Here is a 21659-nt window from a genome sequence, read left to right as displayed (position 1 = left end):
ACAGCACCAGACCCGGGGGGACGAATGACGTGGGGGACCATCGGTGGCCTCGCCACCGTTGCGAGCGCCATCCTGGGGTGGGTCAGCTTCGGCCACCTGGCTGCGCTCCTGGGAGTCGAGATCCTCGCCTCGCTGTGGTTCGCACGCCTGCGCACCCGTGAGTCACGGGGTCCGGTGACCAATCCCCACGCCAAGGAGCAGGCCCACACCGTCAAGGTCGGCGGTCAGGAGGTGGAGCGGGTCTTCCGGCCCGTCCAGGGCGAGCCCTTGTCCACCGAGGACCGGCACTGGCTGGCCGACAACAACGCCATCGTGCTGGGCGGCGGTGGCGCCATGGCGATCTTCGCCGGGGTGATGGCCGACCCCTCGTTCTTCACGGGCGTCCAGCTCCTGGTCCTGGCAGCCCTGGCCACGCAGATGGTGGTCGCGGAGCACCGCCGGCACACGTCCTGGGTCAGCGCCGGACACGGAGCGACGGCGGACCCGACCGTCCAGATGAACCACGAGTACTGGCGACTGCTCGTCTTCGTGGGCTTCATGTTCGCCATGGCCCTGTTCTTCGGAGCCCCGCGCTTCCTCGCCGTCGCCTTCGCGGTCACCCTGCTGCTGACCGACCAAGCGCTGGAGGGCAAGCGTGAGCAGTGGTCGGGCGAGGCCGCGCCTACGGCCTGAGGTGGGTCCAGGGCTTGGAGAGGTCGAACAGACGACCTGTCATCTTCGTCGGGATGATCTCCACGACGTTGTACTTCACGTCGGCGTCGACCCACGGCCGCAGCGGGACGTTCTCGGCGCGGTGCGCCTCGTCCTCCTCCAGCAGCCGGGCGGTGCCCCGCACGATCACGCTGCGGGCGGTCTCGTCGTCGTAGGTGTCGATCTCGAAGGCGACGTCCGGGTTCATCACCACGGCGAGCAGCTTGCTGCCCTCGGCCGTGCGGAAGAGCAGGCTCTGGTGGTCGACGGCGTAGTTGACCGGGGCGATGTGCACCTCTTCGGCCAGGTGGAAGGCGAGGCGTCCGAACTCCTCGCCGCGGAGGAGCTCCCAGCACTGGTCGTCGTCGAGAACGTGCGTCGCCTCAGTCATGGGGACACGGTACTCCCGTCCATGGGTTCGTGGGATGCCGTCCGGCGAGCGTCCTCACGGCCCCTCGCGACCCCTCGCGTGCTCACCGCAACGCCCCTACGCTCGGAGCATGACCCCGCCCGCCGACGTCCTGGTGGCCGGCGCCACCGGCTTCGTCGGGCGTCGGCTCGTCCCCGAGCTCGTCGAGCGCGGCCACGACGTACGCGCGATGACGCGGCGACCCGAGTCGTACGACGGCCCCGGGACCGCGGTCGGCGCCGACGTCAGCGACCCCGAGAGCCTGGGCGAGGCGCTGCGCGAGGTCGAGGTCGCCGTCTACCTGGTGCACTCCCTGGACCACCGGGACTTCGAGTCACGCGACCGCGCCGCCGCCCGCGCCTTCGGGCAGGCGGCAGCGAGGGCCGGCGTACGCCAGATCGTCTACCTCGGCGGCCTGGGCAACGACGACGCACTGTCGGCCCACCTGCGCAGCAGGCGCGAGGTCGAGTCGGTGCTCGGGGAGGCCGGCGTGCCGGTGACGGTGCTGCGGGCCGCGATCGTGGTCGGCCACGGGGGCATCTCGTGGGAGCTGACCCGGCAGCTGGTCAAGAACCTGCCCGCGATGGTGGTGCCGAGGTGGACCGCCACCCGCACCCAGCCGGTCGCCCTCGACGACGTCGTCTCCTACCTGGTCGGCGTCATCGACGAGCCGCGAGCCCTCGACCGGGTCTTCGAGATCGGCGGGCCCGACGTGATGACCTACCGCGACATGATGCGCGTCGCCAGCCAGGAGATGTCCGGGGTGGCCGTGCCGATCGTGCCGGTCCCGGTGATGACGCCTCGACTGTCGTCGTACTGGCTCGCGTTCGTCACCGACGTCGACGTCACCACGGGGCGCAACCTCATCGACTCCATGGACACCGAGGTGGTCGTCACCGACCACTCGATCCGCGACATCGTGCCGCTCGATCCCCTCGACTATCGCGAGGCCGTACGCCGCGCGCTCGCCGACCGCGAGGGCTGAGGCGGACCCAGGACCCCGGGACTTCATCACGAACGCGACGTGGGGCTCCCACTCCCGATGACGTCCCGAGACCGGGCGATGCCGGCGTCAGCCGATCACCAGAGGCAGCACCAGCAGCATCGTCAGCGACCAGCTCACGTGCGTGAGCATCGGTCCGAGGACGCCGCCGGAGGCGCGCCGCTGCAGGCCACACAGCGTGCCGAGCAACGCGGCCGCGAAGGAGAGCATCACGTTGCCCGTGGCGGCAGTCGCGACGACGTAGGCGGCGGTGCTCCACAGCACCGGATGGCGCGGCACCGCGGCGTAGAGAGCCCCACGGAAGAAGAGCTCCTCGGCGACCCCGCTCACCAGCGTGATCACCACGAGCAGCGGCACCGAGCCCTGGTCAGCGAAGTCGAGCACGTTGACGACCTGGTCCTCGAGCACCGGGACCTCGCGTACGAGCAGTGCGCCGGCGATGAAGACCGCGGCGAGCGAGAACCCCAGCGCGAGCGGGGTCAGCACCGGGCGTACGAGCGTGTCGCGCAGCGCGATGCGGCCCAGGTGCAACGGCCCCGCCGCGAAGGCACCGACGGCCCAGACCACGGCCAGGCCCAGGGTGCCGACGTAGAAGAGGGCGTTGCCCGGCTCCAGCCTCACCGACCAGCCCAGCACCGCCGCGCCCACCAGGACCACCAGGGCGGTGATCCACTGGCGTCGGCGCAGCTGGGCGTCACTCTCGCGCTGGTTGCGCGGTACGACGTCCCACAGGGCGCGTCGTAGCCATCGCTGGAGCTGCACGGCTCCACCCTACGGAGCGGGCGGGGCCCCCATCCGGCGCGCGGCCGAGGCCACCCCGAGCCAGCTGTGCGGGTTGCCGTCCCAGCACCACCCCAGCTTGGGCGCACGCTCGCTGATCCACAGGGCCGGCACCCGACGGTCACCCGTGCGCTCCACGCGCCGTGACCCCGAGAGCATGAAGCACCGGTTCTTCTCCAGCACGCCGGGCACGTGGGTGGCGGCCGCGATCCCCTCCTCGACGGTCACGGGCGTACGCCCCCGGCCGGTGATCACGGGCAGCGCGTCCTGGGGCGCGACGTCGCGGAACTCCTCGCCCCGGTCGAAGCCCAGCAGCAGGTAGGGATCGGGCGGCACCGCGAGCCCGTTGACGGGGCGGAAGGGAGCCAGACCGTCCTCACCGTGGTGACGGTCGACGAAGCCCGGACGGTCGCTGCCGGCGAGCCGGAGCAGGGGGACGGTGAGGTCCGCAGGCACCAGCCCGGGGGGCACCACGAGCACGCACGGGACCGTTCCGGGTCCGCCGTCGTACTCCGCGAGGTCGACGTCGTCGATCTCGGCGAGCGGACTCAGCAACGCTCGGAACTGCTCGGGCTCCAGGCCCGCCAGCGCGGGGTAGCCCAGCTCGACCAGGCGTTCGACCTGGGCATGGACGGTGGCGCGGAGATCGTTGACCATGGGGGGCTCCTCCGGATGCTCGGAACATGTCCAACGCACCGGCACCGGCACACGTTCCCGGACACGCCGACGCCGGCGCAACGAGATCGTTGCGCCGGCGTCGTGGACCGGAGTCGTGGTGTGCGTCAGCGGCGTCCGCTGAAGGAGGCAGCGCTGTGGGTGGACGAGCCACCCGTGCGGGCTCCGCCGGAACGCTGTCCGCCGGAACGCTGGCCACCCGACGTGGGGGCACCCGAGCGCTGGCCGCCGGAGCTCTGGCCGCCGGCCTTGGGAGCACCCGAACGCTGACCGCCGCCCTGCTTCGGCTGGCCGGAGCGGGTGTTGGGGCTCGTGCCGGTCTTGCGGCGCTGACGGTTGCGGCCGCCGGTCTTGGGCTCCCCGTCCGACGAACGCGTCGACGTCGGGGCCGGGGGCTCGTAGCCACCCTTGACCAACGCGCGCTCGCCGGGAGCGAGCTTCACCAGGATCGGGTCGCTGGCGCTGGCCACCCTGGTGGTGGTCGGCTTGATGCCGGCCTGACGGGTCAGGTCACGCACGTCGCGCACCTGGTCGTCGGTCATCAGCGTGATGACGGTGCCCTCGGCGCCAGCGCGGGCCGTACGACCCGAGCGGTGCAGGTAGGCCTTGTGCTCGGCCGGCGGGTCGGCGTGGATGACGAGGTTGACGTCGTCGACGTGGATGCCGCGGGCGGCGACGTCGGTCGCGACCAGGGTCATCGCCTTGCCGGAGTGGAACGCCTCCATGTTGCGGGTGCGGGCGTTCTGCGACAGGTTGCCGTGCAGGTCGACCGCGGGGACGCCGCTCTTGTTGAGCTGGCGGGCGAGGGCCTTCGCTCCGTACTTGGTGCGGGTGAAGATGACCGTGCGGCCCGGGGCGCTGGTCAGGTCGACCAGGACGGGGACGCGCGACTCGCGGCCGATGTGCAGCACGTGGTGCGACATCTTCGAGACCGGCGACTGCGCCGAGTCGGCCTCGTGGGTGACCGGGTTGCTCAGGTAGCGCTTGACCAGCACGTTGATCGCGCCGTCGAGCGTGGCCGAGAAGAGCAGGCGCTGGCCCGACTGGGGCGTCTTGTCGAGGATGCGCTTCACGCCGGGCAGGAAGCCCAGGTCGGCCATGTGGTCAGCCTCGTCGAGGATCGTGACCCTCGACGGCGGAGAGGTCGCAGTGGCCCTGACCCATGAGGTCCTCGAGGCGACCCGGGGCGGCGACGATGACGTCGACACCCTTGCGCAGCGCGTTGACCTGCGGGTTCTGGCCCGACACCGCCGAAGACCGTCTGCACCCGGAGGCCGGTGGCCGTGGCCATCGGCTCCAGCGCGTCCTTGATCTGGGTGACGAGCTCACGCGTGGGAGCGAGGATGATCGCGCGCGGCTTGTTCGGCATGGCCGGAAGCTTGGCGGCGTCGAGCCGCGCCACGAGCGGGAGAAGGAAGGCGTACGTCTTGCCCGAGCCCGTGCGACCGCGGCCGAGGACGTCGCGTCCGGCCAGGGAGTCGGGCAGCGTCGCCGCCTGGATCGGGGTGGGGGACGTGATGCCCTGCTCCGCGAGGATGGCGGACAGGACGGAAGGAACGCCAAGTTCGGCGAAGTTCATGTGTGATCGTTTCTGGTTGGCGTCTCACCAACGCCTCCACCGGTGGCGGAGTTGGCAGCGAACTGCCGCGTACCTCGCGAAGCGAGGCCGAGCCTCTCGATGAGGGGCTGCGGGACGGTCGAGGCAAGACTTGACGACCTGTCTGTTTCCCCAGCCTACGTGCCGGATGCCCACGACGGGCAATCGCCGCACCGGCCGATTGCGTCACACGAGTCCCACCGACGTCGGGACGGGCCCTCAGTCGCGGGGGTGGTCACAGGTTCAGGCGCATCCGATCGGCCGCCTCCACGCGGGTCACCCCGGTCTCGGGGGAACGGACCAGGCGCACCGTGGTGGTCACGCTCCAGGGCTCTCCTCCGACCCGACGGATCTCCAGGCCCACGATCCCGTCGCCGCTCGCGTGCGGGCTCAGGTCGCCGGCCGGCACTCTCAGGTCGAAGGCGCCCTCAGCGTCGGTGGTGTCGGTCGCGACACGCAGCAGCTCTGCTTCCGCGTCCGGCCCCCCGCTGCCCGCCTGGGGCGAGGGCCGGACCAGCAGCTCGAGCTCGATGCCCTCGGCCGGCTCGTCGTCGTGGAGCAGCACGCCGACGGCCACGCTCTGTGGGGTCGTGGAGGCGTCGGCCTCCTGGTCGGCGCAACCGGTCAGCAGTCCCGTTGCCAGCAACGCCACGGCCACCGCCCCCACGATCGTGTGGATCCCGCGCACGTACGTCTCCCCTCGCGCCCCCAGCCACCCTCCCGGGGCTGCGATGACGGCAAGGTAGCCCGCACCGCGGCTGGCTGTCATGCGCGTCCGCCCACCGGATTGGACCAGCAGGCAGCCCCGAGTCAGTCCCGTTGGACCGCGGCGCCCCCCTCGATGAGCGCGTCGACGTCCTCGATCCCCCACGCCCTGAGCGCGGCGCGGGTGTCGGCCCCGAGCTCGGCGGGCGTCGAGGTCAGCGTCGCCTCGGTCCGCGAGAAGCGCGGCGCAGGCGCGGGCTGGAGCACGCCGCCGTGCTCGACGTACGTCCCTCGCGCGGCGACGTGGGGGTGCGCGGCCGCCTCGGCGACAGTCAGCACGGGCGCGACGCAGGCGTCCGTGCCGTCGAAGACCGCCGCCCACTCGTCCCGCGTACGCTCCGCGAACCGCGCCGTGAGCGCAGTGCGGATGGCCGGGATGTGGCGGCCGTCGTTGCGGTCGGGCAGGTCGATCCCGACGAGGCGCACGAACTCGTCCCAGAACTGCGGCTCGAGCGCGCCGAGGGTCACGTGGCCCCCGTCCGAGGTCTCGTAGACGTCGTACCAGGGCAGGCCACCGTCGAGCATGCCGCTGCCGCGACCACCGGCCATCCCCATCGCGGCGAAGGCCACGGTCATGGTCTGCAGGTGGGCCGTGCCGTCGACGATCGCGGCGTCGACGACCTGGCCCTCACCGGAGAGGCGGGCCTCCAGCAGCGCCGCGAGCACGCCGATGACCAGGTAGGTCGAACCACCGCCGAAGTCGCCGACGAGGTTGGCCGGGAAGTGCGGGCGCGCCGGGTCCTGGCCGAGTCCGTGGAGGGCGCCGGCCAGGGCGATGTAGTTCATGTCGTGGCCCGCCGCCCGGGCCCACGGGCCGTCCTGCCCCCAGCCGGTCATCCGGCCGTAGACCAGGCGCGGGTTACGGGCCAGGCAGTCGTCGGGGCCGAGGCCGAGACGCTCGGTGACGCCGGGACGCATGCCCTCGACGAGCACGTCGGCCTCCTCGACGAGGCGCAGCACGGTCTCGACGGCGGCCGGGTTCTTCAGGTCGAGCGCGACGCTGGGCCGGCCACGGGTGAGGAGGTCGGCCGCGCCGAAGTTGAAGGTGCCGCCGCCGGCTCGCTCGATGCGGATCACGTCGGCGCCGAGGTCGGCCAGGATCATGCACGCGTGGGGTCCGGGGCCGATGCCGGCGATCTCGACGACCTTGACGCCGCGCAGCGGACCGGTGCCGCGACCGAGGGCGTACGAGGTCTCACTGCCGTCATGGGTCTGCGTCATGCCGGTCATCCTGACAGCGGCGGCGGGGCAACGGAAGGACCGTGACAATTCTGGTGTCACGAATTGCGCCAGGACTCTTGCAACTTGTTGCATAGCCGTGCCATCCTCGGCGCGTGGCCCTCGAACATGCACTCCTCGTCGCCCTGAGCGAGAAGCCCGGATCCGGCCTGGAGCTGACCCGGCGCTTCGAGCGCTCCTTCGGGTTCTTCTGGCACGCCACCCACCAGCAGATCTACCGCGTACTGGCCCGCATGGTCGACGACGGCGACCTCGACGTGGAGGTCGTCGCGCAGAGCGGCCGCCCGGACAAGAAGGTCTACCGCGTCACCGAGGCCGGCCGACGCACGCTCTCCGCCTGGCTGGCGAGCCCCACGCCGATGGAGCCCCTGCGCAGCGACCTCGCGGTCAAGATGCGCGGCGCCTCCTACGGCGACCGCGACGAGGTGGTCGCCGCCCTGCGCGCCAACCTGGCCGACCACCACACCCGCCTGCAGCACTACCTCCAGCTCGCCGAGGAGTACGACCTCGCCGAGGCCGAGCGAGCCACCGGCGGCGCGCTTCCCGACCCGGTGCGCGACCAGTACCTCGTGCTGCGCGGCGGCATCCGGCTCGAGGAGTTCTGGATCGGCTGGATCGGCGACTACCTCGCCGCCCACGACGCCGACCCGGCGGCATCCGACCCGCAGGCCGACACCCCCACCGACAGCCACCCAGGCACCCACCACCAGGGGAGACCCCCGATGACCCACGACCTCCTCCTCAGCCCGATCACGCTGGGTCCGCTCACGCTGCGCAACCGCATCGTCATGGGCTCCATGCACACCGGGCTGGAGGATGCTCCCTGGCACATCGACCGCTTCACGGCCTACCTCGCGGAGCGGGCGCGCGGCGGCACCGGACTGATCGTCACCGGCGGCTACGCCCCCACCAAGCGCGGCTGGCTCAAGCCGTTCGGCTCCGAGATGACCAACCGCGTCCAGGCCCGCCGCCACCGCCGGATCACCGACGCCGTGCACGCCGAGGGCGGCGCGATCGCGCTGCAGGTCCTGCACGCCGGTCGTTACGGCTACCACCCGCTCCAGGTCGGCGCCTCGACGCGCAAGTCCCCGATCACCCCGTTCACGCCGTCGGCGCTGTCGAGCAAGGGTGTCGACCGCACCGCGACGGCGTTCGCGAAGTCCGTCGCCCTGGCCCAGCGGGCCGGCTACGACGCCGTGGAGATCATGGGCTCGGAGGGCTACCTGATCAACCAGTTCCTCGCGGCGCGCACCAACGACCGCACCGACGCCTGGGGCGGCACCGCCGAGAAGCGGATGCGCTTCCCCGTCGAGGTCGTACGCCGCGCCCGCGAGCTCGTGGGCGACTTCCCGATCATGTACCGCATCTCGCTGCTCGACCTCGTCGAGGAAGGTCAGACCTGGGACGAGACGGTCGCGCTGGCCCACCAGCTCGAGGAGGCCGGCGTGACGGTCTTCAACACCGGGATCGGCTGGCACGAGGCGCGCATCCCCACGATCATCACGCAGGTGCCGCGCGGCGCCTGGCGCGACGTCACCGCCCGCCTCAAGGCCGAGGTGTCGGTGCCGGTCTGCGCCTCCAACCGGATCAACACCCCCGACCTGGCCGAGGAGATCCTGGCAGGAGGCGAGGCCGACCTGGTCTCGATGGCCCGGCCGCTGCTCGCCGACCCCGAGTTCGCCAAGAAGACCGCCGAGGGTCGCGCCGACGAGATCAACACCTGCATCGCCTGCAACCAGGCCTGCCTCGACCACATCTTCGTCAACAGGACGGCCTCCTGCCTGGTCAACCCGCGCGCCTGCCACGAGACCGAGCTGGTGCTCGGCCCCGTGCGGACGGCTGCGCGCGTCGCCGTCGTGGGAGCCGGTCCGGCGGGGCTCGCCACCGCGGTCAGCGCGGCCGAGCGCGGCCACCACGTCACCCTCTTCGAGGCCGGTCACGAGCTCGGCGGCCAGTTCCGCCTGGCCATGCAGGTGCCCGGCAAGGAGGACTTCGCCGACACCCTGCGCTACTACACGCGCCGCATGGAGGTCCTCGGCGTCGAGGTGCGTCTGGGCACCCGCGCGACCCCTGCTGACCTGGCGGAGTTCGACCACGTCGTCGTCGCCACCGGCGTGACCCCGCGGCTGCCCGCGATCGAGGACATCGACCACCCCAGCGTGGTCTCGTACGCCGACGTGCTCAACGGCTCGGTCACCGTCGGGAAGCGCGTGGCCGTCATCGGCGCCGGTGGCATCGGCGTCGACGTCTCCCACTTCCTCACCCACGTCGAGACCGACCTCGACGGCTGGAAGGCGCAATGGGGCGTCGGCGACCCGGCGCTGCACCGCGGTGGACTCACCGAGCGCAAGCCGCGCGCGGTGGCCCGCGAGGTCACCCTCGTCCAGCGCAAGGAGACCCCGATCGGCATCGGCCTGGGCAAGACCTCGGGCTGGGCGCACCGCGCCGTGCTGAAGCAGTCGGGCGTCACCCAGGTCTCGGGGGCGACGTACGACCGGATCGACGACGCCGGCCTCCACCTCACCGTGGCGGGCGAGCAGCGCGTGGTCGAGGTCGACCACGTGGTGGTCTGTGCCGGACAGGAGTCGGTGCGCGGCCTGTACGAGGAGCTGCAGGGCTCGCGTACGACCGAGGGCTGGCTGCACCTCGTCGGTGGGGCCGACGTGGCCGCCGAGCTCGACGCCAAGCGGGCGATCAGGCAGGGCACCGAGGTCGCCGCCGCGCTGTGATGCCCGGCTGCGCTGTGACACCCGACCGCGCTGTGACGCCCTGCCCGGTGGCGCTCAGCGGCGCTTCTGGTTCCGGCGGTTCTTCACCTGATCGATGACTGACTTGATCTTGGCCTGGTTGTGGGGCTTGCGCGCCTCGTCGTAGACCTTCTTGGCGGCTCCGGCGAGGGCGATGTTCCTCATGATCTTCTTCATCTCTGGTTCGTACCACCCCAGGGGCAGTTCCATGCACCGACCGGGGATCTCATGCGCCGGTCCGGTGCCGCACCCAGACGTTCGGCTCGACGTAGACCGCGGTTCCGTGCTCGGCGTCGCAGAGCACGGGGGCCAGCGCTCCGGGCACCGCGACCGTTCCGGTGCGGTCGAACGGCAGACCGGTCCACCCCCGCCACTCCTCGAGCGTCCCGGGGATGACCATCGATCGCGGTGCGACGCGGTCGATCCGAGCACCGGCCCGCACGTGCACCCGGAGCCACGGGTCGACCGGCAGCCCGTCGTCGCGGGTGCGGAAGGCGTACCGTGCCATCGGCTCGTCGGGGTCCTCCTTGCCGTTGGGGCGGACCGGCGCCAGCAGCTCGCGGAACCCGAGCCGGGCGGCGTTGTCGCGCAGCGCGTGCAGGATGCGCCCCGACAGCCCGCGGCCCTGCAGGTCGGGCCGGACGGAGATCTCGATCGCGGAGACGTGGGTGGCCGGCTCGCCGGTGGCCTCGGCCTGCATCGCCCGGCGGATCACTCCGTCCCAGCCGTCGTCCGGCAGCGTGCCGCCGGCCAGGGGAAACGGCACCGAGTGCGCCTTGGCGACCATCGTGCCGTCCTCGTCGAGGCAGACCAGCACGTGCTCCGTGAACCGCTCGAGGCTGTCGTAGTACATGTTGCCGATCGGGTCGTGCTTCATGAACTCGGGCCACGGGCTCTCCATGTCCCAGAAGACGTCCATGAGATCGGGCCGCTCGGCCAGGGTGACGATCTGGGCGATCTCGCGGCCGTCCGGCGTGCCTTGCGTGCTCATGCCCACCATCCTCGTCTCTTCGTGCCTGCCTGCTCGCCCTAGACTCCCGCACGTGACCGAAGAGCCGAGCGCGACCACGCCGCAGCCCGTCGAGGACACCCCCCGCATCGTGGTGGTGGGCCTGGGGTACGTCGGCCTCTCCATCGCCGTGCTGCTCTCCCAGCACTGCCGGGTCACCGGCGTCGAGGTCGACCCCGCCAAGGTCGAGACCCTGCGCGCGGGACGCTCACCGATCCACGACGTCGAGATCTCCGACTTCCTTGCCACCCGCGACCTGCGCCTGGACTTCACCCTCGACGGCGCGGCGGCCTACGCCGAGGCCGACTACGTCGTGATCGCCACCCCCACCGACTACGACCCGGCCACCAACTACTTCAACACCTCCAGCGTCGAGGCGGTGATTGCCCAGGTCATGGCGGTGAACCCCGACGCGGTCATGGTGATCAAGTCGACCATCCCGGTCGGCTACGTCGCCGAGACCCGGGCCCGGCTCGGCACCGACAACCTGGTCTTCTCCCCCGAGTTCCTGCGCGAGGGCAAGGCGCTGCTCGACAACCTGCGTCCCTCGCGGATCATCGTCGGCGAGCGGTCCGAGCGGGCCCAGCGGTTCGCCGACCTGCTGCTCGCCGGCGCGGAGGTCGACGACGTCCCGGTCCTGCTGACCGACCCCACCGAGGCCGAGGCGATCAAGCTCTTCGCCAACACCTACCTGGCCATGCGGGTGGCCTACTTCAACGAGCTCGACTCCTTCGCCGTCACCCACGGCCTCGACACCCGCGCGATCATCGACGGGGTCGGCCTGGACCCCCGCATCGGCAGCCACTACAACAACCCGAGCTTCGGCTACGGCGGCTACTGCCTGCCCAAGGACACCAAGCAGCTGCTCGCCAACTACTCCGAGGTCCCGCAGACCCTGATCTCCGCCATCGTCGCGGCCAACCGCACCCGCAAGGACTTCATCGCATCCGAGATCCTGGCCCGCTCCCCCCGGGTGGTCGGCATCCACCGGCTGATCATGAAGGCCGGATCGGACAACTTCCGTTCCTCCTCGGTGCAGGGGATCATGAAGCGGGTCAAGGCCACCGGCGTCGAGGTCGTCGTCTACGAGCCCGAGCTGACCGACGACACCTTCTACGGATCCCGGGTCGTGCGTGACCTCGCCGAGTTCAAGGCCAGCGCCGACCTGATCGTCGCCAACCGGCTCACCGACGACCTCACGGACGTCGCCGACCGGGTCTACACGCGCGACCTCTTCGGCAACGACTGACGGCTCAGTCGCGCAGGCGCCTGACCACGCGGCCCCACCGGCCACGCCCGACCGCGGGCTCCTCCACCGGCTCGGACCGTCGGGCCGGTGGCGCGTCGACGGGCGCGTCGACGATCGGCGCGTCGTCGGCGGCAGGCGCGGTGGTCTCCTCGACATCCTCCGGCGTCAGCACCGGAGCGTTGCGCGCCATCTGGCGCTGCAGCTTGCGCCACGACGCGTCGGCGTCCATCGCGGGGTCGCGCCACACCCCGAAGCGCGGGCGCAGCCGCCTCTCCGACGGCACGAAGCCGGCGTCGGAGGCCGGGCGCGTGGAGCTCCCGTGCGAGGCGGTGACCATCGCGTCGCGCTCGGCGTCACTGGACACGCCGTCGTACCACTGCGTCCGGGCGAAGGCGGCGGTCCGCTCGAGCCGTGCCACCACCTCGCCGTCGTCGTCGGTGAGCACCCTCAGGCCGTGCTGCGTGCGGTCCAGGTCGGTGACCAGCAGGCGCAGCGTCGCCCGGGCGGGCGCCAGGTCAGTGCCCGAGAGGCGCAGCCGCAGGGGGGAGCGGCTGAAGCCGGTGACCCGCGGGTCATCGGGCTCGAGGAGCTGCACGCGCGGCTCGTCGCGATACATCCGCTGGAGCCAGCGCAGCTCGAAGTGCTCGTCGGCGAGCGGGCGTACGCGACCCTCGTCGAGCTGTGACCACTCGCCGACCAGCACCACGACGTGGTCGTCCATGTCCTGGTCGAGCAGCGAGTCGACGCACGCCTGCACCGGCAGGTGCGACCCCTCGGCGGGGACCACCACCTCGACGAACGGCACCGCCCACGCGCGGCCGTGCTGCACGCGACGTGGGCGAAGGCTCGGGACGAGGTGGGCGAACAGAGGCTGGTTGTGCGCCTTGACCTGCTCGGCGTGCCGCATCGCGTGGGAGAGGCCCAGGTGCCACGAGCGGGCCTCGTGGTCGGGCAGCAGCACCGCGCCGGCCTCGGCGACCTGGTGGCCGAAGACCGTGTCCTCGCCCAGCCGCAGGTCGCGCACCGGGCCACCGGCGGCGTCGTGGAGCGCGCGGGTCATCGAGACGGTCGCCCCGACCAACGAGACGAACGCGCCCGTGCCGGCGGTGGCGAGGTCGTCGGTGACCGCCCAGATGTCCTCGACCCAGGTGTGCGGGTCAGAAGTCTCCCAGTCCCACAGGTCAGCGGCGGCGTTGTTGGCGACCGCTGCCCGCACCTGCTCCGGGGTGAGCGAGGCGGCCCTCTGCGGCGCCGTGCCCCACGGGTGGATGCCGACCTCGGCCGGCTCCACGAAACGCTTGTCGCCGAGCACGACGAAGTGCTCGACCAGGTGGTGCCAGCGGGCGTGGGCCTCGAGGTGGTGGCGCAGGACGAGCATGTCGTCGTCGAGCCACATCAGGATCTCCGAGTCGCTGGCCGCGGCACCGCACGCCAGCGCGTTGGCGCGGCCCCAGCCCTCGGTGACCCGCACGACGCGGGTGCGCTCGGGGCGTACGTCGGGGAGCACGACCGCAGGCTCGCTCCCGTCGTCGACGACGACGACCTCGGTGAGCTCGGCGGGATAGGTCTGCGCGGCCAGGGAGGCCAGCACCGTGGCCAGGTGCTTGGGGTTGTGCGCCGGCATGACCACGCAGAGCGACCGGGTCGGGGTCCACTCACCCAGCGCGGGCGGGACGACCGGACGCCAGTCGTTGCCCGGAGTGATCGGTCGGTCGGCTGCGCCCGTCACAGGCCCTCCTCCGGCGGGCGGAAGCCCTGCCACGTGCGGTCGACGGTGCCCTCGGCGCGGAAGCCGTCGGGGTCGCCGTCCCAGGTGTGTCCGTGGGTGTTGCGCATCAGCACGTAGTCGAGACCGTGCGTGCGGTAGACCGTGCCGCCCGAGGCGATGACCATCGACAGCAGCTGTCCGTCGACCCAGCGGCGTACGGGGCGGAACCACCCCACCTCTCGCAGCAGGTCGCGCGAGAGCGTGAGGCTGCCGCCCGCCACGAAGGTCGTCCAGCACTCCGAGGCGTGGTTGCGCCGGATGGTCTCGTCGAACTCGGCCAGGTGCACGAACTCGGCCGGGAAGCCGACCACGTCGGCCCCCGAGAAGCGCCGTGCCATCAGCAGGTCGTGCACGGCGTGCGTGGAGTACCAGTCGTCGTCGTCCATCTTCATGACGACGTCGAAGGAGGCCGCCTGCGCGGCCCGCGTCAGCACGTCGCCGAAGAGCACGTCGTCGCCGCAGGAGAGCAGCACCGGCTCCCGCCCGAGGATCTCGGTGAGGCGGGCCTTGTCGGCGGTGAAGCCGTGGGTCGCGACGACGAGCTCGATCTCGGCGCCGACCTGGGCCGCCACCCGGGCGACGGCTCCCTCGAGCTCGTGCGCGCGCTTGGTGGCGAGCAGGACGCTGAGGCCGGGCAGGCCGACCGGACCGGTGAGCAGCCGGGTGGCGCCCGCCCGTCGGGCGAGCCCGTCGCGCCACGCCAGCGTCGAGTGGTGGTCGAAGGTGGCGCGGCGCAGCTTCACCGACCAGGCGTCGCGCACCAGCGAGTCGTCGAGGTCGGGAACGGTGGCCAGGAGCTCGGAGAGCTCCGGTGCGAGCCGCGGGTCGCTGCCGGTGACCAGGGTCGGGATGCCGGCCATGGTGAGCTTGAGCAGGTCGGCGGTGGGCGTGGTGGCGAGGTCGAGGCGTACGCCGCGGTGGCCCCGCGCGCGCTTCACCGTCTGCTCGGTGACCCCGCCGGGTCCGGCCAGCTCGGAGAGGTCGACCACCGGGTGGGCCGGCTCGCGGCGCCAGCCGCGCGGCGTGAAGACGAGCTCGTCCACCGGGTCCAGCCCCGGGTCGGTGACCACGACGGGCGCGCGACCCAGGACGTGGTGCTCGGCGAGCGCGGCGTCGGCCCTCGACTCAATCAGGGCAGGGTCGGCGACGATCACGTCCGGCGGCACGACGCGCTCCGGGTCGACGGCGTCGGTCAGGTCGGTGAGCACCGGCGCACGGAGGTCCAGGCCCGGTGCGGGGCGACGACCGGCGTACGCGGTCACCAGGCCCGAGCGTTCACGGCGCGAGCTCTGCACCGCCTGCACCGCGACCTCCTGCAGCACCCGGCGCGAGCGGACCGTGCGGACGAAGCCGAGGACCATCGAGACACCGCGACCGGGGCGCTCGAGCTGCTGGACCTCGAGGCGGCGTACGGGCGTCCACTCCGGGCGGGGCACCACGACGGCGACGTCGCGGGCACCGACCAGCCAGACCCCGACCTCGGTGACCGGACCGGTGTCCGGCAGCTCGGCGGCGGCGCGCCGCAGCGTGGAACGGTCCATCGTCACCAGCAGGACCGACTCCCACTCCGGGACGACGTCGGCCTCCCACTCGTCAGGAAGGTCGTGCTCCCACAGGTGGACGACCCGCGCGTCGAGCGCCGCGGTGTCCTTGGGCAGCAACGGCAGGACGTCGGGGTCGGTGACGAGCACCAGGGTGGTGCCGGAGAGCCCGCGGAAGAGGTCGATGACCGGGCGGCGCGGCGCAGCAGCGGCGGGCGCTGCGGCAGCGGTGGAGCCGGGCGTCCCTTGCTGCCGGTCGCGACCGCCGGGGCGCAGAGTCCAAGCCATGGGGGAACGATATCCGTCCCCACCGCCCCAGGGCGTCAGCGGTCGTCGGGCTGCGAGGCGATCGCCCCCGAGTACCACTCGAACGAGCGCTTCGGGGTGCGCTCAAGGGTCTCGCGGTCGACGTGGACCAGCCCGTAGCGCTGCGAGAAGCCGTCGGCCCAGTTGAACTGGTCGAGGAACGACTGGTGGTAGTAGGCCTTCACGTCGACCCCACGGTTGACCGCCTGGGAGAGCGCCTGCAGGTAGGAGGCGAGGTAGTCGATCCGACGCTGGTCGTCGACGACGCCGTGCTCGTCGGGACCCGTGTTGTCGGCCATGCCCGACTCGGTCACCACCAGGGGCGGCAGCGCGGCGCGGTAGCGGGCCCGGAAGGTGATCAGCCACTCTCGCAGGGAGTCGGGCACGATCGGCCAACCCACGTCGGTCTGGGGGTAACCGACGACCTCGCGGGCCTGGAAGGGCATCTCGCGGTCCTCGGGCGCGATGCCGATCCGGATCGGGTTGTAGAAGTTGACGCCGTAGAAGTCGAGGGGCTGGCGGATGGTGGAGAGGTCGCCGTCACGCAGCACGTCGCCGAGCACCTGGTCGATCCCGACCGGGTAGCGCCCCAGCAGCATCGGCTCGGTGAAGCAGGCGTTCCAGAGCATGTCGAAGAGCTTCGAGGCGCCGGTGTCCTCGGGCTCGTCGCTGGCCGGCCAGATCGGTGCGTGGTTGGTCGCGCACCCGACGCTGCGGGCGCCCGCCCGGCGCAGGGCCGTCGCCCCCAGCCCGTGGGCCAGCAGCATGTGGTGGGCGGCGAAGATGCAGTCGAGGCCGAGGCTCAGGCCGGGGGCGTGCGCACCGAGCCCGTAGCCGAGCACCGTGGCCACGTTGGGGTCGTTGATCGGCACCCAGTGGGCGACCCGGTCGGCGAGCCGATCGGCGACCACGCCCGCGTACTCCCCGAAGGCGTCGGCGGTGGCCCGGTTGAGCCACCCGCCGTCGTCGGAGAGCGCCTGGGGGAGATCGAAGTGGTGCAGCGTCACCATCGGCTCGATGCCGGCGTCCAGGAGGAGGTCGACGAGGCGGTCGTAGTGGTCGAGCCCGGCGACGTTGACCTCGCCGCGGCCCTGCGGGAGGACTCGCGACCACGACAGCGAGAAGCGGTGCGCGCGCACGCCCAACGTACGCAGCAGCTCGACGTCGCCCTCGATCCGGCGGTAGGCGTCGGCGGCGACGTCACCGGTGGACCCGTCTGCGGTGGCTCCGGGGACCCGTACGAACGTGTCCCAGATGCTCGGGCCACGCCCGTCCGCGGCGGCAGATCCTTCGGAGGGGTAGGCCGACAGCCCCGTGCCCAGACGGAAGCCCGCCGGGAACAGGGGGAAGTCACCGCCACCCCGGGTTGATCCTGCCTCCGTCACGCGGCGACCATAGCCCCATGCACATGAGCGTGTACCGGGGTTCCGAAAGGAACACGACGTCCTCAGCGGAACGGGTGACCCTTCATTCGTTCTCGTTCGGGGACCACTACGACCCGGACAATCTGGCGTTCGGACCGATGCGTGCCCACGACGACCACCGACTCTCCTGGGGCGCCGGCTTCGACGAGCACGCACACTCCGACGTCGAGCTCGTGACCTGGGTCGTGCACGGCCAGCTCGTGCACACCGACTCACTGGGCCACCGTTCGCAGCTGCCCGCCGGTACCGTGCAGGTGCAGTCCGCCGGCAGCGGCATCCGCCACTCGGAGCTGGCCGACACCTCGCCCGAACCGACCCGGTTCGTGCAGACCTGGCTCGTGCCCGACGAGTTCGACGGCCCCCCGGCCCACTTCGTCGCCTCGGGCATGCGCCAGGACCGCCTGGTCCCGGTGGCGGGCGAGGGTGCCCAGGTGCCGATCGGCACCAGCGGCGCGACGCTGTGGGCGGGCACTTTGACACCCGGCAACCACGACGTGCCGGTCTGCGGCATGCACCACCTCTTCGTCGCCTCGGGCGCGGCAGTCCTGCGTACGCCTGAGGGCGACGTCGAGCTCGAGGCCGGCGACGCCGTGCGGATCACCGACGCCGATGACGTGGAGATGGCGCTGGACGTGACCCAGACCACGGAAATCCTGCTCTGGACGTTTAGGCCCCGACCCCGCGGGTAAGCGGATCGGTGACCCGCCGTGCGGGTTGGCGCATTCCACGTGTCTGCGTCGCAGGCCCTTGTTGACCCCATGCAGCAAGGGCCTGCTTCATGTCCGCACCACGTTTGCGGGCCCTCCATGCGGGGATGTGACCCACCTCACAGATGCCTCGGGAATCTCCGGCGCCTGTCGCGTTGTTACCTAGTTGAACTTTGAACAAAGGTACGCCCACCACGACCAGGAGCACTTCATGAACTTCTTCAAGCGCAGCAAGTCCGACGAGTCCACCTTCGACGCCCCGACCCACGTGGTCGACGACCTCTCCGGCACCTACACGATCGACGCGTCGCACTCGCACCTCGGCTTCTCGGCCCGCCACGCGATGGTCACCACGGTCCGCGGCCAGTTCGGCGCCTACGAGGGCACCGCCGTGGTCGACACCACCACCCCGGCCAACTCCTCGGTCACCATCACCATCCAGACGGCCAGCATCGACACCAGCAGCGAGGACCGCGACGGTCACCTCCGCTCGGCCGACTTCTTCGACTCCGAGACCTACCCGACCATCACCTTCACCTCCACCGACGTGAAGCGCGAGGGCAGCGACTGGGAGATCACTGGTGACCTCACCATCAAGGGCGTCACCAAGTCCGTGACCATCCCCTTCGAGGAGACCGGTTCCGCGCAGGACCCGTTCGGCAACACCCGCATCGGCTTCGAGGGCTCCACCTCGATCAACCGCAAGGACTGGGGCCTCACCTGGAACGCCGCGCTCGAGACCGGCGGCGTCCTCGTCTCCGAGAAGATCAAGCTCGACTTCGACATCTCGGCGATCAAGAACGCCTGACGTTCACCGGGCGCGCCAGCGCCCACCTGTCTCCCTCGCAGCCGTCGAGGTGACGGGGCCACACGCCAGTGCCGGCCTCGTCACCTCGACGGTTCGCGGAGGACGGACACGACACGACAGAACCCGGCCCGCGCGACGCGGCCGGGTTCACGTCGTCCGGCGAGGTCGTCGACGCTCAGCCGACGACCGGCTCCCAGGAACGCCAGCCGACGCCGTACCACTTCTTCGTCGGCCGTTCCCCGGGGTCGAGCCCTGCGGCGTCCGGGCCGCCCCAGTCGGCCACCAACCACACGTCGCCGGCACGCACCACGTCCACCCGGACCGACACGACCATGGGCTCGCCCTCCACCGAGAAGAGCTCGGGGTCGTTCTCAAAGTCGGCGGTCATGACGAGCTGTGCCTCCACGCGGCTCGGCGCAGCGGCGTCGCCATCGGCCCGGCTGCGGATCCAAGCGGTCGTGCCGGGGACGACGTACTGCCCCCAGCCGAGCTCACGCATCCACGGGAGCCGGCTCAGCACGTGCTGGCACGCCTTCTCCGGCATCTCGTCGGCCGTCAGGTCGTCGACCAGCCGCTGCTCATCGACGTCCTCGCGGGAGTCGATCACGGCCTGGGCGAAGAGCAGCGCGAACTGCTCCCCCTCCTCACGTGAGGGGCCGGAGCGAGCGTGGTCGGTCAGGAGGTCGAGGTCGACCCGCTCCGCCAGCACGCCCGGGGCACCGTCGTGGCCGTCGGACTCCAGCGCCACAACGGTCGGTTCGTGGACGAACTCCCGGGCCCCCGGACTCACGCAAGCGGGTTCACCGGACGTACGGGCGGACGGCGCGGCCTCGCCGCATGCGCCCAGCAAGCCCGCCCCCACGGTCGCGACTGCGACCGCCCTCACGATTCGACCCGTCGTCCTACGCATGTGGTTCCCCTCCCCAGCCGCCGCGACGGCGACCGGGCCCAGAGAACCACAGGGCGGAGTCCCGGCACCCGAGCGCCGGCACTCATCTCAGGGATCAGTCCTTGTGACGCGCCTTCTTGAACGGCTTGTCGGTGTAGGACTTGCTCGAGGAGGCGGAGCGACGCGGACCGTTGTCCTTGGCCAGCTCGATGAGCTTGCCGGAGATGCGGGTCTCCTTCAGCTTGTCCCAGGCGCCCGGGGGAAGGTCGGCCGGGAGGTCGACCAGCGAGTGGTCCATCCGGATGTCGATCTTGCCGAAGTCGTCACGGCCCAGGCCGCCCTCGTTGGCGAGCGCGCCGACGATCTGGCGGGGCTCGACCTTGTGACGCTTGCCCACCGAGATCCGGTAGGTGGCGAGGTGGGAGTCCGCACCGGCACGGCGGGGCGCACGGCGCTCGCGGTCGGGGCGGTCATTGCGGCCACGGCCACGGTCGTCGCGACCGCGGTCGTCCCGGTCGTTGCGCGGCGTGTGCAGCAGCTCCTGCTCGGGCTGCAGCGTCAGCGGGTTCTCACCGTGCATCACCGCGGCGATGGCGGCAGCCACGTCGACCTCGGGCACGTCGTACTCGTTGACGTAGTGCTTGACGACGTCGCGGAAGAACTCGATCTTCTCGGCGTCGCTCAGGGCGGCCGTGATCGCGTCGTCGAAGGCCGAGAGGCGCTTCTTGTTGACGTCGTCGACGCTCGGCAGCTGCATCTGGGTGAGCGGCTGGCGGGTGGCCTTCTCGATCGCGCGGAGCAGGTGGCGCTCGCGCGGGGTGACGAAGGCGATCGAGTCGCCCTTGCGGCCAGCGCGGCCGGTGCGGCCGATGCGGTGGACGTAGGACTCGGTGTCGGTCGGGATGTCGAAGTTGACGACGTGGCTGATGCGCTCGACGTCGAGGCCTCGGGCGGCGACGTCGGTGGCGACGAGGATGTCGAGCTTGGCGTCGCGCAGCTGGTTGATCGTGCGCTCGCGCTGGTTCTGGGCGACGTCACCGTTGATCGCGGCAGCGGAGAAGCCCCGCGCGCGCAGCTTCTCGGCGAGCGCCTCGGTGACCTGCTTCGTGCGGACGAAGACGATCATGCCCTCGAAGTTCTCAGTCTCGAGGATGCGCGTCAGGGCGTCGACCTTCTGCGGGTACGACACCATCAGGTAGCGCTGGGTGATGTTGGCCGAGGTCGTGGTCTTGTTCTTGACCGTCACCTCGACCGGGTCGTTGAGGTGCTTCTTCGAGATGCGGCGGATCTGGCTCGGCATCGTGGCCGAGAAGAGCGCGACCTGCTTGCTGTCCGGGGTGTCGGCGAGGATCGTCTCGACGTCCTCGGCGAAGCCCATCTTCAGCATCTCGTCGGCCTCGTCGAGCACCAGGAACTTGAGCTCGGTCAGGTCGAGCGTGCCCTTCTCCAGGTGGTCCATGATGCGGCCGGGAGTACCGACGACGACGTGCACGCCGCGACGCAGCGCGGAGAGCTGGACGCCGTAGCCCTGCCCGCCGTAGACGGGGAGCACGCGGACGCCCGGCATCTTGGAGGAGTAGCGCTCGAACGCCTCGGCAACCTGGAGCGCGAGCTCACGGGTGGGCGCGAGCACGAGGGCCTGCGGGGTCTTCTGCGACAGGTCGAGGTTGGACAGGATCGGCAGCGCGAAGGCCGCCGTCTTGCCCGTACCGGTCTGGGCGAGGCCGACGACGTCACGTCCCGCGAGCAGCGACGGAATCGTCGCAGCCTGGATCGGCGACGGGGTCTCGTAACCCACCTCCGTGATGGCCTTCAGGACCTTCGGGTCCAGGTCAAGCTCGGAGAAGGTGAGGCCCTTCTCGCCTCCCTTGTCGTCGAGGGCAGGGTCCGGCGCAGAGTCACTCATGGGGCCAACGGTAGTCGTCCACGCTCCCACCACAACATTTCTCGCCTACGCGACATCCATCACGACCGTCTCCCGAGGGGCGTCACAGGCGGATTCGCACGGTGTCTCCACCGGGCTTTGCACAGGGTTTGCACAGGGTTGTGGACA

The 21659-nt window shown here is 71.3% G+C and carries 20 protein-coding genes and 1 pseudogene; 6 read left to right on the top strand and 15 right to left on the bottom strand.

From position 1 onward, the window contains the following. Positions 1–24: 24 nt before the first annotated feature. On the top strand, positions 25–672 hold the full coding sequence (locus tag FCL41_RS00660) for a hypothetical protein (protein ID WP_137064448.1): 648 nt from the start codon (positions 25–27) through the stop codon (positions 670–672). Here FCL41_RS00660 and FCL41_RS00655 read toward each other — a convergent pair. Next, positions 662–1081, bottom strand: coding sequence for a pyridoxamine 5'-phosphate oxidase family protein (locus FCL41_RS00655; RefSeq protein WP_137064449.1), 420 nt, complete (start codon positions 1079–1081; stop codon positions 662–664). The genes FCL41_RS00660 and FCL41_RS00655 overlap by 11 nt on opposite strands. Positions 1082–1190: 109 nt before the next feature. Between FCL41_RS00655 and FCL41_RS00650 the strand changes: the two genes are divergently transcribed. Next, positions 1191–2084: an NAD(P)H-binding protein gene (locus FCL41_RS00650; RefSeq protein WP_137064450.1), complete on the top strand. Its 894-nt coding sequence runs from the start codon at positions 1191–1193 to the stop codon at positions 2082–2084. Positions 2085–2171: 87 nt separating this feature from the next. Here FCL41_RS00650 and FCL41_RS00645 read toward each other — a convergent pair whose 3' ends face one another. The 7 genes and pseudogenes from FCL41_RS00645 to FCL41_RS00625 form a co-directional block, all read right to left on the bottom strand. Further along, positions 2172–2864, bottom strand: a complete 693-nt coding sequence (locus FCL41_RS00645; RefSeq protein WP_137064451.1) for a CPBP family glutamic-type intramembrane protease — start codon at positions 2862–2864, stop codon at positions 2172–2174. 9 nt (positions 2865–2873) lie between these two features. Continuing rightward, positions 2874–3539, bottom strand: a complete 666-nt coding sequence (locus tag FCL41_RS00640) for a DUF5701 family protein (RefSeq protein ID WP_137064452.1) — start codon at positions 3537–3539, stop codon at positions 2874–2876. 125 nt (positions 3540–3664) lie between these two features. Beyond that, positions 3665–4657, bottom strand: coding sequence for a helicase-related protein (locus tag FCL41_RS00635; RefSeq protein ID WP_239021710.1), 993 nt, complete (start codon positions 4655–4657; stop codon positions 3665–3667). Between the two features lie 4 nt (positions 4658–4661). Beyond that, positions 4662–4805 carry a hypothetical protein gene (locus FCL41_RS17320; RefSeq protein ID WP_239021907.1) on the bottom strand — a complete coding sequence of 48 codons (144 nt, stop codon included), beginning with the start codon at positions 4803–4805 and terminating at the stop codon, positions 4662–4664. Positions 4806–4851: 46 nt separating this feature from the next. Then, positions 4852–5136 (bottom strand): annotated as a pseudogene (locus FCL41_RS17315) (DEAD/DEAH box helicase); the annotation flags it as partial. Positions 5137–5389: 253 nt separating this feature from the next. Continuing rightward, positions 5390–5923: a hypothetical protein gene (locus FCL41_RS17210; protein WP_137064454.1), complete on the bottom strand. Its 534-nt coding sequence runs from the start codon at positions 5921–5923 to the stop codon at positions 5390–5392. Positions 5924–5964: 41 nt separating this feature from the next. Then, positions 5965–7140 (bottom strand): CaiB/BaiF CoA transferase family protein, encoded by a 1176-nt coding sequence (locus FCL41_RS00625; RefSeq protein WP_137064455.1) that lies wholly within the window; start codon positions 7138–7140, stop codon positions 5965–5967. Positions 7141–7253: 113 nt separating this feature from the next. On the opposite strand from FCL41_RS00625, the gene FCL41_RS00620 reads away from it, so the two are divergent. After that, positions 7254–9887 (top strand): FAD-dependent oxidoreductase, encoded by a 2634-nt coding sequence (locus FCL41_RS00620; RefSeq protein WP_138868042.1) that lies wholly within the window; start codon positions 7254–7256, stop codon positions 9885–9887. Between the two features lie 54 nt (positions 9888–9941). Here FCL41_RS00620 and FCL41_RS16870 read toward each other — a convergent pair whose 3' ends face one another. Both FCL41_RS16870 and FCL41_RS00615 read right to left on the bottom strand, forming a co-directional pair. Continuing rightward, entirely contained in the window at positions 9942–10115 is a 174-nt protein-coding gene (locus FCL41_RS16870; protein WP_170970109.1) for a hypothetical protein, read from the bottom strand. 16 nt (positions 10116–10131) lie between these two features. Continuing rightward, entirely contained in the window at positions 10132–10896 is a 765-nt protein-coding gene (locus FCL41_RS00615; protein ID WP_170970143.1) for a GNAT family N-acetyltransferase, read from the bottom strand. Between the two features lie 115 nt (positions 10897–11011). On the opposite strand from FCL41_RS00615, the gene FCL41_RS00610 reads away from it, so the two are divergent. After that, positions 11012–12163 carry a nucleotide sugar dehydrogenase gene (locus tag FCL41_RS00610; RefSeq protein ID WP_420846582.1) on the top strand — a complete coding sequence of 384 codons (1152 nt, stop codon included), beginning with the start codon at positions 11012–11014 and terminating at the stop codon, positions 12161–12163. 4 nt (positions 12164–12167) lie between these two features. Here the strand turns inward: FCL41_RS00610 and FCL41_RS00605 are convergent, their stop codons facing one another. Genes FCL41_RS00605 through FCL41_RS00595 form a run of 3 tightly spaced genes read right to left on the bottom strand, consistent with a single transcriptional unit; the run spans position 12168 to position 17163 of the window. Next, positions 12168–13892: a glycosyltransferase family A protein gene (locus FCL41_RS00605; protein WP_137064460.1), complete on the bottom strand. Its 1725-nt coding sequence runs from the start codon at positions 13890–13892 to the stop codon at positions 12168–12170. Beyond that, positions 13889–15760 carry a hypothetical protein gene (locus tag FCL41_RS00600; protein WP_137064461.1) on the bottom strand — a complete coding sequence of 624 codons (1872 nt, stop codon included), beginning with the start codon at positions 15758–15760 and terminating at the stop codon, positions 13889–13891. The genes FCL41_RS00605 and FCL41_RS00600 overlap by 4 nt, the downstream gene beginning before the upstream one ends. Before the next feature lie 35 nt (positions 15761–15795). Further along, a complete protein-coding gene (locus tag FCL41_RS00595; protein WP_239021709.1) occupies positions 15796–17163 on the bottom strand; it encodes a glycoside hydrolase family 1 protein in 1368 nt (455 codons plus the stop codon). Between the two features lie 17 nt (positions 17164–17180). Between FCL41_RS00595 and FCL41_RS00590 the strand changes: the two genes are divergently transcribed. Both FCL41_RS00590 and FCL41_RS00585 read left to right on the top strand, forming a co-directional pair. After that, the gene (locus FCL41_RS00590) at positions 17181–17891 is read left to right on the top strand and encodes a pirin family protein (RefSeq protein ID WP_137064462.1); all 711 of its coding nucleotides are present in this window, start codon (positions 17181–17183) and stop codon (positions 17889–17891) included. Positions 17892–18120: 229 nt separating this feature from the next. Then, entirely contained in the window at positions 18121–18717 is a 597-nt protein-coding gene (locus FCL41_RS00585) for a YceI family protein (RefSeq protein WP_137064463.1), read from the top strand. 175 nt (positions 18718–18892) lie between these two features. On the opposite strand, the gene FCL41_RS00580 is transcribed toward FCL41_RS00585, so the two are convergent. Together FCL41_RS00580 and FCL41_RS00575 are read right to left on the bottom strand one after the other, a co-directional pair. Beyond that, complete coding sequence (locus FCL41_RS00580; protein WP_137064464.1) at positions 18893–19507, bottom strand: hypothetical protein; 615 nt, start codon at positions 19505–19507, stop codon at positions 18893–18895. A 214-nt stretch (positions 19508–19721) separates the two neighbouring features. Further along, positions 19722–21512, bottom strand: a complete 1791-nt coding sequence (locus FCL41_RS00575) for a DEAD/DEAH box helicase (protein WP_137064465.1) — start codon at positions 21510–21512, stop codon at positions 19722–19724. Between the last annotated feature and the right edge of the window lie 147 nt (positions 21513–21659).

It is taken from the genome of Nocardioides jishulii, from assembly GCF_006007965.1.
Classification (GTDB): domain Bacteria; phylum Actinomycetota; class Actinomycetes; order Propionibacteriales; family Nocardioidaceae; genus Nocardioides; species Nocardioides jishulii.
Note: the sequence above shows the minus strand (reverse complement) of the source record. Positions and strands in the feature narration are given on the sequence as shown.